The sequence below is a fragment of the Streptomyces sp. E-08 genome, assembly GCF_049913095.1.
GTDB lineage: Bacteria > Actinomycetota > Actinomycetes > Streptomycetales > Streptomycetaceae > Streptomyces.
Genome location: NZ_CP183971.1, coordinates 6,034,934 through 6,048,434 on the forward strand (window position 1 = coordinate 6,034,934; position 13,501 = coordinate 6,048,434).

Sequence of the window (13,501 nt, forward strand, 5' to 3'; positions counted from 1 at the left end):
ACAGACCTACGGGGTGCGCACATGAGCGGAACCATACGGACCAAGGGCGGCCACGGCCGCCTCGGCAGCGTGCTGTCGGGGCTGGCCGTGGCCGTCGGCTGTGTGCTCTTCCTCGGCGGATTCGTCTGGGGAGCCGTGCTCTACCAGCCGTACACCGTCCCCACCGACTCCATGACCCCGACCCTCGACGTCGGATCCAAGATCTTCGCCCAGCGGATCGACGGCGACGAGGTGCGGCGCGGTGACGTGGTCGTCTTCGAGGACCCCCTCTGGGGCTCCTCGCCCATGGTCAAGCGGGTCGCCGCCGTCGGCGGCGACACCGTCGCCTGCTGCGACCGGGACGGGCGGCTCACCGTGAACGGCCGGCCCGTCGACGAGCCGTACCTGCGGCCCGGACCCGGCGGCCGCACGGTGGCCTCGGGCCAGGACTTCTCCGTGACCGTCCCCGAGGGCAACCTCTTCCTGCTCGGCGACGACCGCCACACCTCGCTCGACTCCCGTACGCACATGGAGGAGGCCGGACAGGGCTCCGTGCCGCGCTCCACGGTCGTCGGCAGGGTCGACGCCGTCGTCTGGCCCGCCAAGGGCCTCCTGACGCCCCCCGAGGGCTTCGCCGGACTCCCGGGCGGCATCTCGCAGCCGGGACCGTTCAAGGCGCTCCTCACGGCCGTCGCGGCCGGCACGGCGCTGATCCTCCTGGGGGCCGCGTACGGACCGGTGGCGCGCCTCCTGACCGGGCGCCGGTCCGCAGGGCCGCGGCCCGGCGCACGCGAGAAGGTGGGGGCATGACGGACACGGGCAGCCCGGAGGCCGCCGCGAGGCCGGGCCCCGAGCCGGAGCGCCTGCGGCGGCGGGTCGCGCGCGTCGTGCTGCTCGACCCCGACGACCGCATCCTGCTCATGCACGGATACGAGCCCGCCGACCCGGACGACACCTGGTGGTTCACCCCGGGCGGCGGCCTGGAGGGCGACGAGACCCGGGAGGAGGCCGCGCTGCGCGAACTCGCGGAGGAGACCGGCATCACCGAGGTCGACCTCGGCCCGGTGCTCTGGAAGCGGTACTGCTCCTTCCCCTTCGACGGGCGCCGCTGGGACCAGGACGAGTGGTACTACCTGGCCCGCACCCGCCGGACCGAGGCCGCGCCCCGGCCGCAGGCCCTCACGGAACTGGAGACCCGCAGCCTCGCGGGCCTGAGATGGTGGACCTCCGCCGAACTGTCGGCGGCGCGTGAGACGGTGTACCCGACCAGACTCGCCGAGCTGCTCAAGGCGCTGCTCGACGAGGGACCTCCGAGTGTGCCGGTGGTTCTCGCCCCGGAAATCGTTTAGGGGCGCGTACGACTGGCGCACAATAGGGGGACGCACGGCTGAAGGGGAACATGCCATGAGCGCCGAGGACCTCGAGAAGTACGAGACCGAGATGGAGCTGAAGCTCTACCGGGAGTACCGCGACGTCGTCGGGCTGTTCAAATACGTGATCGAAACCGAGCGGCGTTTCTACCTCACCAACGACTACGAGATGCAGGTGCACTCGGTGCAGGGTGAGGTCTTCTTCGAGGTCAGCATGGCTGACGCCTGGGTCTGGGACATGTACAGGCCCGCCAGGTTCGTCAAGCAGGTCCGCGTCCTGACCTTCAAGGACGTGAACATCGAGGAGCTCAACAAGAGCGACCTCGAACTTCCCGGCAGCTGAGCCCGCTCGCGCACCCTTCTCGGCGGAAACCACCCCCAGGGGTGACGACGTTCTCCACAGCCTCCCGGCCGTACACAGCGCCGCACGCGGCCCGCCACGCTCCGTCACAGTCGGTGACGGAGGTGGTACCGCATGAAGAGGACCCAAGCCCTCGGACGGTACGGGGAGGAGCTGGCGACCCGCCGGCTCACCACGCACGGCATGCACATCCTCGCCCGCAACTGGCGCTGCGGCCGGAGCGGGGAGATCGACATCGTCGCCCGTGACGGCGACACCCTCGTCATCTGCGAGGTCAAGACCCGGCGCGACGGCGCCTACGAACATCCGATGGCCGCCGTCACGCCCCGCAAGGCCGAGCGGCTCCGCCGCCTCGCCGCCTGCTGGCTGGACCGCAACGGCACCCCGGCCCCCGCCGGCGGCGTCCGCATCGACCTCGTCGGCATCGTCCTGCCGCGCAAGGGCGCCCCCGTCCTCACCCACGCCCGGGGGGTGGCCTGATGGGATTCGCCCGCACCTGCTCCGTCGCCCTCGTCGGCGTCGAAGGCGTCGTCGTCGAGGTCCAGGCCGACCTCGAACCCGGAGTCGCCGCCTTCACCCTCGTCGGCCTCCCCGACAAGAGCCTCAGCGAGAGCCGCGACCGGGTCCGCGCCGCCGTCGTCAACTCCGGTGCCGAATGGCCCCAGAAGAAGCTGACCGTCGGCCTCAGCCCGGCATCCGTCCCGAAGGGCGGCTCGGGATTCGACCTCGCCGTCGCCGCCGCCGTCCTCAGCGCAGCCGAACGGATCGACCCGCGCGCCATCGCCGACCTCGTCCTCATCGGCGAACTCGGCCTCGACGGACGCGTCCGGCCCGTCCGCGGCGTCCTGCCGGCCGTCCTCGCCGCCGCCGACGCCGGATACAGCCAGGTCGTCGTCCCGGAACAGACCGCCGGAGAGGCCTCGCTCGTCCCCGGCGTCTCCGTCCTCGGCGTCCGTACCCTCGGCCAGCTCATCGCCGTCCTCACCGACGAACCCGTCCCCGACGAGGAGGCCGCCGAGGAGGGCCGGCCCGACGCGATGCTCTCCGGACTCCTCGTCCCCGGCGCCGGCATCGGCACCGGACTCGCCGCCGGGCCCGCCGAAGGACCCGAACTCGCCGACGTCGCCGGCCAGCAGCGGGCCCGGCTCGCCCTGGAGGTCGCCGCCGCGGGCGGCCACCACCTGCTCCTCTCCGGTCCGCCCGGCGCGGGCAAGACGATGCTCGCCGAGCGGCTCCCCGGACTCCTCCCGCCCCTCACCCGGCAGGAGTCCCTGGAGGTCACCGCCGTCCACTCCGTCGCCGGCATCCTCCCGCCCGGGGAGCCCCTGGTCCGCAGCGCCCCCTACTGCGCACCCCACCACTCCGCCACGATGCAGTCCCTCGTCGGCGGCGGGAACGGCCTCCCCAGGCCGGGCGCCGTCTCCCTGGCCCACCGCGGGGTCCTCTTCCTCGACGAGGCCCCGGAGTTCTCCGGCAAGGTGCTCGACGCGCTGCGCCAGCCCCTCGAATCCGGGCACGTCGTCATCGCCCGCGCCGCCGGCGTCGTCCGCCTCCCCGCCCGCTTCCTCCTCGCCATCGCGGCCAATCCCTGCCCCTGCGGCCGGCACACCCTGTACGGCGCCGGCTGCGAATGCCCCGCCTCCGTCGTCCGCCGGTACCAGGCACGGCTCTCCGGACCCCTCCTCGACCGCGTCGACCTCCGTGTGGAGGTCGAGCCCGTCACCCGGGCCGACCTCCTCGGCCAGGGCGGCCGGGGCGACACCACGGCCACCGTCGCCGCCCGCGTCCGCGAGGCCCGGGAGCGGGCCGCCGCGCGCCTCGCCGACACCCCCTGGCGGGTGAACAGCGAGATCCCCGGACACGAGCTCCGCACCCGCCACCTCGCCGCACCCGGAGCCCTCGCCGCCGCCGAACGCGACGTCGAACGCGGACTTCTCACCGCCCGCGGCCTCGACCGCGTGCTCCGCGTCGCCTGGACCGTCGCCGACCTGGACGGGCGCGACCGTCCCGGCAGCGAGGACATCGCCCTCGCCCTGGAGCTGCGCACCGGCGTCGCCCGCGGCGTACCCGTCGGAGCGGGGAGCCACGCATGACCACCACCCCGGACCCCACCACCCCGGACCCCACCACCCCGGACCCCACCACTCCGGACCCCACCGCATCGGACCCGACTGCCCCCGACCCCACCGAGCTTGGGGCCACCCCATCCGGGCCGACCGCGCCTGGATCTGTCACGGCCGGGTCTGCCTCGCCCGGGCCCGCCACGGCGGCGTCTGCCTCGCCCGGGCCCGCCACGTCCGCCCGCCCCGCATCTGGGCCCCTCGCATCCGGGCCCATCGCGCCCGGGCCCGTCGCATCCGGGCCCATCGCGCCCGGGCCCGTCGCATCCGGGCCCATCGCGCCCGGGCCGGGCGCGACCGGTTCCGTCGCGCCAAGCGGACCCGCTCCCGCCGGTGAGCACCTGGCGCGGGCGGTTCTCAGTCGGTCCGTCGAGCCCGGTGACGAGCACGCCGGGCGCTGGCTGCGCCGGTACGGCGCCGCCGGATTCCTCGACCGCCTCCTCCACGCCGGGGACGACAGCTCCTCCTTCCCCGGCACCGGAGCCCCACGCGTCGCCTCCTGGCGGCGACGCGCCACCGCCGCCCGCCCCCACCACGACCTCGACACCGTCCACGGCCTCGGCGGACGCTTCCTCGTCCCGGGCGACACCGAATGGCCGCGTCAACTCGACGACCTCGGCGACGCCCGCCCCATCGGGCTCTGGGTCCGCGGCCCGGCCGACCTGCGCACCTGGGCGCTGCGCTCCGTCGCCCTCGTCGGTGCCCGAGCCTGCACCCCGTACGGTGCCCACACCGCGGCCGACCTCGCCGCGGGCCTCAGCCGCAAGGGCTGGGTCGTCGTCTCCGGAGCCGCCTACGGCATCGACGGCGCCGCCCACCGGGGCGCCCTCGCCGCCGGCGGGGCCACCGTCGCCGTCCTCGCCTGTGGCGTCGACACGCCGTACCCCCGCGGCCACGACCGGCTCATCCGGCGCGTCGCGGAGCAGGGGCTCGTCGTCGGAGAGCTGCCACCCGACAGCCACCCCACGCCCAGCCGGTTCATCCTCCGCAACCGCGTCATCGCCGCCCTCACCCGCGGCACCGTCGTCGTCGAGGCCCAGCACCGCAGCGGCTCCCTCGTCACGGCCCGCGCCGCCGGGCGTCTCGGCCGCCACACCATGGGCGTCCCAGGACCCGTGACCAGCGCGCTCTCCGCCGGCGTCCACGAGCTCCTGCGCGGCGACGCCCACCTCGTCACCGACGCCGACGAGATCGTCGAGCTCGTCGGCGACATCGGTCAGCTCGCCCCCGTGCGCCGGGGCCCCGTCCTGCCCCGCGACCTCCTCGCCCGCGCCACCGCGCACGTCCTCGAAGCCGTCCCCGCCCGCGGCCCCACGCCCACCACCGTCATCGCCCGCCGGGCCGGAACCACCCCCGACGACACCCTCGCCAAGCTGTACGAACTCCACTCGCTCGGCTTCGTCGAACGGCACGGGGAGGGATGGCAGTTGACGAACACCGCGACAGAGGCGTCGAACGCGCGGCGAGGCGGTACTTGACCTGGAGCATTCGGGTGAAAGGGTGACGGCGATGAACAATCGAGTTCTCTCGGCCGCACCCGAGGGGCCGACACGCGCCACGGCCCGGGTTCGAAGATGTGGCCGACGGCGTCCACCCGGAGCGGCGCGATCCGCCGATGTTCGCTCACCGCGACAGCACACTCACGCTACGCTCACGAGAATTCACTACAGGACAACCGCACCGGCACACTCGAAACCAGAACGGCTCAAGGCGACGCATGCCCCAGCACACCTCCGGGTCTGACCGCGCTGCGGCGCCCCCAGCAGCCCGGGGCGCCGTGCGACCGCCCGCACCGACCTCACTCGACGAGCTGTGGCGCTCGTACAAGGACACCGGCGACGAGCGGCTGCGGGAGCAGCTGATCCTGCACTACTCGCCGCTCGTCAAGTACGTCGCCGGCCGGGTCAGCGTGGGGCTGCCGTCCAACGTGGAACAGGCCGACTTCGTCTCCTCCGGCGTCTTCGGCCTCATCGACGCCATCGAGAAGTTCGACGTCGAGCGGGCGATCAAGTTCGAGACCTACGCGATCACCCGCATCCGCGGCGCCATGATCGACGAGCTCCGCGCCCTGGACTGGATCCCGCGCTCCGTCCGCCAGAAGGCCCGCAACGTCGAGCGGGCCTACGCCACCCTCGAAGCCCAGCTCCGGCGGACCCCCTCGGAGAGCGAGGTCGCCGCGGAGATGGAGGTCACGCTGGAGGAACTGCACGCGGTCTTCAGCCAGTTGTCCCTGGCGAACGTGGTCGCCCTGGAGGAGCTGCTGCACGTCGGCGGCGAGGGCGGCGACCGGCTCTCCCTCATGGACACCCTCGAGGACACCGCCGCCGACAACCCCGTCGAGATCGCCGAGGACCGCGAGCTGCGCCGGCTGCTCGCCCGCGCCATCAACACGCTCCCCGAGCGGGAGAAGACCGTCGTCACGCTCTACTACTACGAGGGCCTCACCCTGGCTGAGATCGGCCACGTCCTCGGTGTCACCGAGAGCCGCGTCAGCCAGATCCACACCAAGTCCGTCCTCCAGCTCCGCGCCAAGCTGGCCGACGTCGGCCGCTGACCCTTGCGGGCCGGTCGTAGAGTGGAGCCGTGCCCAGGATTCGAGCGGCCTCGGTGGCCGAGCACCGGACCATGCAGCGCGGCGCCCTCCTGGACGCCGCGCGTTCCCTGCTGTCGGAGGGCGGTACGGAGGCGCTGACCTTCCCCGCCCTCGCCGAGCGCACGGGCCTCGCCCGCTCGTCGGTCTACGAGTACTTCCGGTCCCGCGCGGCCGTCGTCGAAGAGCTCTGCGCCGTCGACTTCCCGGTCTGGGCCGCCGAGGTCGAGGCCGCCATGGCCGGCGCCGAGACGCCGGGCGGCAAGGTCGAGGCGTACGTCCGCAAGCAGCTGGACCTCGTCGGGGACCGGCGCCACCGGGCGGTCGTCGCCATCTCGGCGAGCGAACTGGACGACGGCGCCCGCGAGAAGATCCGCGCCGCCCACGGCGGCCTCGTCGCCATGATCGTCGAAGCCCTCGCGGCCCTGGGCCAGCCCCAGCCCCGCCTGGGCGCCATGCTGCTCCAGGGCGTCGTCGACGCCGCCGTCCGCCGCATCGAGCTCGGCGCGGCCGAGGACCCGGCGGACATCGCCGAGGCGGCCGTCACGATGGCCCTCCACGGCGTCACGGGCCCCTCGGCCTAGGGCCGCCCGCCTTCCGGATCATGCCGGGCTCGCGGGGCCCGGCCGCCGGCGAGCGGAAGCAGCCGCGAAGGGGCTCTCCTCGTCAGGAGGAGGGGGTTCAGATACTCCTCCCCCCTCAGGAGGCCCCAGTGGAGGCAGGTCACGGGGCAGTGGGGGCCCTCCGCGACCTTCCCGATCGGGGTGCCCGGTGCGACCCGGGTGCCGGGCGGCACCAGCGGGGTCACCGGGGTGAACGTCATGCGGAGCGGGGGAGCGCCCGTGCCCGGCAGGGTGAGGGACACGGCGCCGCGTCCGCCCACCGGGCCCGCGAAGGTCACCGTCCCCGCGGCCGGCGCCAGGACCGGGGTGCCCGGGGGTGCGGCGAGGTCGACGCCGCGGTGACCCGCGGCGTACGGGCCGGGCGGGGGCTCCCAGCCCCGGACGATCTCCGGCGGGGGCGGGCCCACGGGCCAGAGCAGGGTCAGGGTCGCGAGCAGGATCGTCAGGTGCATGGGGGAAACCGTTCCCCGGATGATCGGTTCGTTCCGGTAACGGACGGTATCTGTGGACTACCTGCCGGTTGTGGACAGTGCCGTCACCCGGCGCTCCCGGGGTCCCGTACACTTCCTATGGCGACTCGGGACACCGGGTCGACTTCGCACGCCCCGCCACCAGTCCTCGCGGCGGGTGGCAGCGCCTTTCGGTCCTTCGTGGCACGGCGCGCCGGGGCGTCAGGAACACAACCGAGAAACCCAAGGAGATACGGCCATGGCCGTCGTCACGATGCGGGAGCTGCTGGAGAGCGGCGTCCACTTCGGTCACCAGACCCGTCGCTGGAACCCGAAGATGAAGCGCTTCATCTTCACCGAGCGCAACGGCATCTACATCATCGACCTGCTCCAGTCGCTGTCGTACATCGACCGCGCCTTCGAGTTCGTCAAGGAGACCGTTGCCCACGGCGGCTCCATCATGTTCGTCGGTACGAAGAAGCAGGCCCAGGAGGCCATCGCCGAGCAGGCGACGCGTGTCGGCATGCCGTACGTCAACCAGCGTTGGCTCGGTGGCATGCTCACCAACTTCTCCACCGTCTACAAGCGTCTGCAGCGCCTCAAGGAGCTCGAGCAGATCGACTTCGAGGACGTCGCCGCTTCCGGTCTCACCAAGAAGGAGCTTCTCGTGCTCTCGCGCGAGAAGGCCAAGCTGGAGAAGACCCTCGGTGGTATCCGCGAGATGTCCAAGGTGCCCAGCGCCGTCTGGATCGTGGACACCAAGAAGGAGCACATCGCCGTCGGCGAGGCGCGCAAGCTGAAGATCCCGGTCGTCGCGATCCTCGACACCAACTGCGACCCCGACGAGGTCGACTACAAGATCCCGGGCAACGACGACGCGATCCGCTCCGTCACCCTGCTCACCCGCGTGATCGCCGACGCCGTCGCCGAGGGCCTCATCGCCCGCTCCGGCGCCGCGACCGGCGACTCGAAGCCGGGCGAGAAGGCCGCCGGCGAGCCCCTCGCCGAGTGGGAGCGCGACCTGCTCGAGGGTGAGAAGAAGGCCGACGAGGCTGCCGAGGCCCCCGCCGCCGAGGCCCCCGCCGCCGAGGCCGCTCCGGCCGAGGCCGCTGTCGAGGCTCCGGCCGCCGAGGCTCCGGCCGCGGACGCCGAGCAGGCCTGACCCTTCAGGACCTTCGGGTGACGACGGCGGGGGCCCACGAAGCCCCCGCCGTCCACCCGTGGACCCGCCCGATCTTTCAGACTTCGAGAGAGAAACAGACTCATGGCGAACTACACCGCCGCTGACGTCAAGAAGCTCCGCGAGCTCACCGGCGCCGGCATGATGGACTGCAAGAAGGCCCTGGACGAGGCCGACGGCAACGTCGACAAGGCCGTCGAGGCGCTCCGTATCAAGGGCCAGAAGGGCGTCGCCAAGCGCGAGGGCCGCTCTGCCGAGAACGGTGCCGTGGTCTCCCTCATCGCCGACGACAACACCTCGGGCGTTCTCGTCGAGCTGAAGTGCGAGACGGACTTCGTCGCCAAGGGTGACAAGTTCCAGGCCGTCGCCGCCCAGCTGGCCGAGCACGTCGCCGCCACCGCCCCGGCCGACCTGGAGGCGCTGCTCGCCTCCGAGATCGAGGCCGGCAAGACCGTGCAGGCGTTCGTCGACGAGGCCAACGCCAACCTCGGCGAGAAGATCGTCCTGGACCGCTTCGCGCAGTTCGCCGACGGCTTCGTCTTCGCGTACATGCACCGCACGATGCCGGACCTCCCGCCGCAGATCGGTGTCCTCGTCGAGTTCGACAAGGCCGACGCCGACGTCGCCAAGGGCATTGCGCAGCACATCGCCGCCTTCGCGCCGAAGTACCTCACCAAGGAAGACGTTCCGGCCGAGGTCGTCGAGACCGAGCGCCGCGTCGCCGAGGAGACCACCCGCGCCGAGGGCAAGCCCGAGGCCGCGATCGCCAAGATCGTCGAGGGTCGCGTCAACGGCTTCTTCAAGGACGCCACGCTGCTCGGCCAGCCGTACGCCCTTGACAACAAGAAGTCCGTCCAGAAGGTCCTGGACGAGGCCGGTGTCACCCTGAAGCGCTTCACCCGCATCAAGGTCGGCATCTGAGTCCGTACGCGAACGCGACGGACGCCGGACCCCGGTAGGGTCTGAGGCAGTCGTCCGCGCACGCGCAGGACGACCGCAGATCTGACGAGGAGGCCATTGCCGTACGGGATACCGCGAGGACCCAAGGCAATGGCCTCCTTCGTATGTGCACGAGGAGATCTCCATGAATCAGGGCGCCGTACAGGGCGACGACAACAACGGCAAGCAGGTCGGCCGCTACATGCTGAAGCTGTCCGGAGAAGCCTTCTCCGGCGGTACCGGCCTGGGCGTCGACCCCGATGTCGTGCACGCCATCGCGCGTGAGATCGCGGCCGTCGTCCGCGACGGCGCGGAGATCGCGATTGTGATCGGCGGCGGCAACTTCTTCCGTGGCGCCGAGCTCCAGCAGCGCGGCATGGACCGGGCCCGCTCCGACTACATGGGCATGCTCGGCACCGTGATGAACTGCCTCGCACTCCAGGACTTCCTGGAGAAGGAGGGCATCGACTCCCGCGTCCAGACCGCCATCACCATGGGCCAGGTCGCCGAGCCGTACATCCCGCTCCGCGCCGTGCGCCACCTGGAGAAGGGCCGCGTGGTCATCTTCGGTGCGGGCATGGGCATGCCGTACTTCTCCACGGACACCACCGCTGCCCAGCGTGCCCTGGAGATCGACGCCGAGGCCCTGCTCATGGGCAAGAACGGCGTGGACGGCGTCTACGACTCCGACCCGAAGCGCAACCCCGACGCGGTCAAGTTCGACGCGCTCGAGTACGGCGAGGTGCTGTCCCGCGACCTCAAGGTCGCCGACGCCACCGCCATCACCCTGTGCCGGGACAACAACCTCCCGATCCTCGTCTTCGAACTGCTCACCGAGGGCAATATCGCTCGCGCGGTGAAGGGTGAGAAGATCGGCACGCTCGTGAGCGACCAGGGCACCCGGGCCTGACCCGAACCGGGGAACCGCCCCGCAAGGGGATGGACAGAGCCCTGCCGGTCGTACACCGTGCAGGACACAACGCGACGACACGCAGGAGCATGTGGTGATCGAAGAGACCCTCCTCGAGGCCGAGGAGAAGATGGAGAAGGCCGTCGTGGTCGCCAAGGAGGACTTCGCCGCGATCCGCACCGGCCGTGCGCACCCGGCGATGTTCAACAAGATCGTGGCCGACTACTACGGTGCCATCACCCCCATCAACCAGCTGGCGTCCTTCTCCGTCCCGGAGCCGCGCATGGCCGTGGTGACGCCGTTCGACAAGAGCGCGCTGCGCAACATCGAGCAGGCGATCCGGGACTCGGACCTCGGGGTCAACCCGAGCAACGACGGCAACATCATCCGTGTGGTGTTCCCCGAGCTGACCGAGGAGCGCCGCCGGGAGTACATCAAGGTCGCCAAGGGCAAGGCCGAGGACTCGAAGATCTCGATCCGCTCGGTGCGCCGCAAGGCCAAGGAGACCATCGACAAGCTCGTCAAGGACGGCGAGGTCGGCGAGGACGAGGGCCGCCGCGCCGAGAAGGAGCTCGACGACACCACCGCGAAGTACGTCGCGCAGGTGGACGAGCTGCTCAAGCACAAGGAAGCCGAGCTGCTCGAGGTCTGATGAACGACTCTTCCTGGGGGGCCCCGGCCGGTTCAGGCCGCGGGGGACCCGACCAGGGGCCCGCCCCGGCGGGTCCCGCATACGATCGGCATCAGGCGGCGCAGACTCGGCCCATGCCCATCGTGCCCGACGTTCCCGCCGGCGGATTCCAGGACGGTCACGGCCGGGGGGCCGCTCACCCGAGCGGTCCCCTGTTCCGTGACGAGACGCCGCACGAGCACCCGCAGGAGCCCATGTCCAGCCCCACCCCGCCTCCGCCGCCCGCGCCGCCGGCGCCACGGCAGAAGAAGAGCGCGGGGCGCAACCTGGGCGCGGCCATAGGGGTCGGAGTCGGACTCGGCGCCGTCATCATCGCGTCGCTGTACATCTGGGCACCCGCGTTCGTCGGAGTGATAGCGGTCGCCGTGGTCGTCGGCCTCTGGGAGCTCACCTCCCGCCTCCAGGAGCGCAAGGGGATCAAGGCTCCGCTGGTCCCGCTCGCGGTCGGCGGCGCGGCGATGGTCGTCGCCGGCTACGTCCGGGGCGCCGAGGGCGCCTGGGTGGCGATGGCCCTGACGGCGCTCGCGGTGCTCGTCTGGCGGATGACGGAGCCGCCCGAGGGCTACCTCAAGGACGTCACGGCGGGCGTGTTCGCCGCGTTCTACGTGCCGTTCCTGGCGACGTTCGTGGCGATGCTGCTGGCCGCGGACGACGGGCCGCAGCGGGTGCTGGCCTTCCTGATCCTGACCGTGGTCAGCGACACCGGGGCGTACGCGATCGGCTGGCGCTTCGGCAAGCACAAGCTGGCCCCGAGGATCAGCCCCGGCAAGACCCGCGAGGGCCTGGTCGGCGCGGTGACGTTCGCGATGGCGGCGGGCGCGCTGTGCATGGAGTTCATGATCGACGACGGGGCCTGGTGGCAGGGCCTGATCCTCGGTCTCGCGGTGGCGGCGAGCGCGACGCTCGGCGACCTCGGCGAGTCCATGATCAAGCGTGACCTGGGCATCAAGGACATGGGCACGCTGCTGCCGGGCCACGGCGGCATCATGGACCGGCTGGACTCGCTGCTGCCGACCGCTCCGGTGGTGTGGCTGCTGCTGGCCCTGTTCGTCGGTACTACCTGACCAGGGCTTTCGTACGGAAGGGCCCGCTGTCCACAGGACGGCGGGCCCTTCCTCGTATCTCTGCGACACTGGTACCACCATGCCCAAGCCCGGAGAACTCACTTTCGTCGCCCCCCGCGGAGCCAAGAAGCCGCCGCGGCACCTGGCCGACCTCACGCCCGCCGAGCGGAAGGAGGCCGTCGCCGCGATCGGCGAGAAGCCGTTCCGCGCCAAGCAGCTGTCCACGCACTACTTCGCGCGGTACGCGCACGACCCCGCCGAGTGGACCGACATCCCGGCCGCCTCGCGGGAGAAGCTGGCCGGCGAGCTGCTGCCCGATCTGATGTCCGTGGTGCGGCACATCTCGTGCGACGACGACACCACCCGCAAGACCCTGTGGCGGCTGCACGACGGCACGCTCGTGGAGTCGGTGCTCATGCGCTACCCGGACCGGGTGACCATGTGCATCTCCTCGCAGGCCGGCTGCGGGATGAACTGCCCGTTCTGCGCGACCGGGCAGGCGGGCCTCGACCGGAACCTGTCGACCGCCGAGATCGTGCACCAGATCGTGGACGGCATGCGCTCGCTGCGCGACGGGGAGGTGCCCGGGGGACCGGCGCGGCTCTCCAACATCGTGTTCATGGGCATGGGCGAGCCGCTCGCCAACTACAAGCGGGTCGTCGGCGCCATCCGGCGGCTGACCGACCCCGAGCCCGACGGGCTCGGTCTCTCGCAGCGCGGCATCACCGTCTCCACCGTCGGTCTCGTGCCCGCGATGCTGCGCTTCGCCGACGAGGGCTTCAAGTGCCGTCTCGCCGTCTCGCTGCACGCGCCCGACGACGAGCTCCGGGACACCCTCGTGCCCGTCAACACGCGCTGGAAGGTGCGGGAGGTCCTCGACGCGGCCTGGGAGTACGCGGAGAAGTCCGGGCGCCGGATCTCCATCGAGTACGCCCTCATCCGGGACATCAACGACCAGGCCTGGCGCGGTGACCTGCTCGGCAGGCTCCTCAAGGGCAAGCGGGTGCACGTCAACCTGATCCCGCTGAACCCGACGCCCGGTTCGAAGTGGACGGCCTCCCGCCCGGAGGACGAGAAGGCCTTCGTCGAGGCGATCGCCCGCCACGGCGTCCCGGTGACCGTGCGGGACACCCGGGGCCAGGAGATCGACGGTGCCTGTGGGCAGCTCGCAGCCGCCGAACGCTGACCTTGTAGTCTGAGGTCGAACACATCTCCATATTCCGAC

15 protein-coding genes are annotated in these 13,501 nt (G+C 71.8%); 14 read left to right on the plus strand and 1 reads right to left on the minus strand.

The window, feature by feature from the left end; genetic code table 11:
* Positions 1–21: 21 nt before the first annotated feature.
* The 8 genes from lepB to ACN9MM_RS27995 all read left to right on the plus strand — a co-directional run bounded on the left by lepB (position 22) and on the right by ACN9MM_RS27995 (position 7,004).
* On the plus strand, positions 22–789 hold the full coding sequence (lepB, locus tag ACN9MM_RS27960; RefSeq protein ID WP_426366424.1) for a signal peptidase I: 768 nt from the start codon (positions 22–24) through the stop codon (positions 787–789).
* A complete protein-coding gene (locus tag ACN9MM_RS27965; RefSeq protein ID WP_426366425.1) occupies positions 786–1,328 on the plus strand; it encodes an NUDIX hydrolase in 543 nt (180 codons plus the stop codon). The genes lepB and ACN9MM_RS27965 overlap by 4 nt, the downstream gene beginning before the upstream one ends.
* Positions 1,329–1,383: 55 nt before the next feature.
* Positions 1,384–1,692 carry a DUF2469 domain-containing protein gene (locus ACN9MM_RS27970; RefSeq protein WP_005311352.1) on the plus strand — a complete coding sequence of 103 codons (309 nt, stop codon included), beginning with the start codon at positions 1,384–1,386 and terminating at the stop codon, positions 1,690–1,692.
* Positions 1,693–1,824: 132 nt separating this feature from the next.
* Entirely contained in the window at positions 1,825–2,190 is a 366-nt protein-coding gene (locus tag ACN9MM_RS27975) for a YraN family protein (protein WP_426366426.1), read from the plus strand.
* Entirely contained in the window at positions 2,190–3,803 is a 1,614-nt protein-coding gene (locus tag ACN9MM_RS27980) for a YifB family Mg chelatase-like AAA ATPase (RefSeq protein WP_426366427.1), read from the plus strand. The genes ACN9MM_RS27975 and ACN9MM_RS27980 overlap by 1 nt, the downstream gene beginning before the upstream one ends.
* A gap of 302 nt (positions 3,804–4,105) precedes the next feature.
* Entirely contained in the window at positions 4,106–5,308 is a 1,203-nt protein-coding gene (gene dprA, locus ACN9MM_RS27985) for a DNA-processing protein DprA (RefSeq protein ID WP_426368845.1), read from the plus strand.
* Positions 5,309–5,547: 239 nt separating this feature from the next.
* Positions 5,548–6,384, plus strand: a complete 837-nt coding sequence (gene whiG / locus ACN9MM_RS27990; protein WP_382871678.1) for an RNA polymerase sigma factor WhiG — start codon at positions 5,548–5,550, stop codon at positions 6,382–6,384.
* 53 nt (positions 6,385–6,437) lie between these two features.
* Positions 6,438–7,004, plus strand: a complete 567-nt coding sequence (locus tag ACN9MM_RS27995; protein ID WP_383668254.1) for a TetR/AcrR family transcriptional regulator — start codon at positions 6,438–6,440, stop codon at positions 7,002–7,004.
* Here the strand turns inward: ACN9MM_RS27995 and ACN9MM_RS28000 are convergent.
* On the minus strand, positions 7,001–7,495 hold the full coding sequence (locus ACN9MM_RS28000) for a M23 family metallopeptidase (protein WP_426366428.1): 495 nt from the start codon (positions 7,493–7,495) through the stop codon (positions 7,001–7,003). The genes ACN9MM_RS27995 and ACN9MM_RS28000 overlap by 4 nt on opposite strands.
* 256 nt (positions 7,496–7,751) lie before the next feature.
* Here ACN9MM_RS28000 and rpsB point away from each other — a divergent pair, with 256 nt between their 5' ends.
* The 6 genes from rpsB to rlmN all read left to right on the plus strand — a co-directional run bounded on the left by rpsB (position 7,752) and on the right by rlmN (position 13,462).
* Complete coding sequence (gene rpsB / locus ACN9MM_RS28005) at positions 7,752–8,654, plus strand: 30S ribosomal protein S2 (protein ID WP_426366430.1); 903 nt, start codon at positions 7,752–7,754, stop codon at positions 8,652–8,654.
* Between the two features lie 102 nt (positions 8,655–8,756).
* Positions 8,757–9,593, plus strand: a complete 837-nt coding sequence (tsf, locus tag ACN9MM_RS28010; RefSeq protein ID WP_382871687.1) for a translation elongation factor Ts — start codon at positions 8,757–8,759, stop codon at positions 9,591–9,593.
* A 163-nt stretch (positions 9,594–9,756) separates the two neighbouring features.
* Positions 9,757–10,521, plus strand: coding sequence for a UMP kinase (gene pyrH / locus ACN9MM_RS28015; protein ID WP_382871690.1), 765 nt, complete (start codon positions 9,757–9,759; stop codon positions 10,519–10,521).
* Positions 10,522–10,615: 94 nt separating this feature from the next.
* Positions 10,616–11,173, plus strand: coding sequence for a ribosome recycling factor (gene frr / locus ACN9MM_RS28020; protein WP_026057589.1), 558 nt, complete (start codon positions 10,616–10,618; stop codon positions 11,171–11,173).
* On the plus strand, positions 11,173–12,276 hold the full coding sequence (locus ACN9MM_RS28025) for a phosphatidate cytidylyltransferase (RefSeq protein ID WP_426366432.1): 1,104 nt from the start codon (positions 11,173–11,175) through the stop codon (positions 12,274–12,276). Before frr ends, ACN9MM_RS28025 begins: the two co-directional genes overlap by 1 nt.
* A gap of 79 nt (positions 12,277–12,355) precedes the next feature.
* Positions 12,356–13,462 carry a 23S rRNA (adenine(2503)-C(2))-methyltransferase RlmN gene (rlmN, locus tag ACN9MM_RS28030; RefSeq protein WP_056566000.1) on the plus strand — a complete coding sequence of 369 codons (1,107 nt, stop codon included), beginning with the start codon at positions 12,356–12,358 and terminating at the stop codon, positions 13,460–13,462.
* The last annotated feature ends 39 nt before the right edge of the window (positions 13,463–13,501 follow it).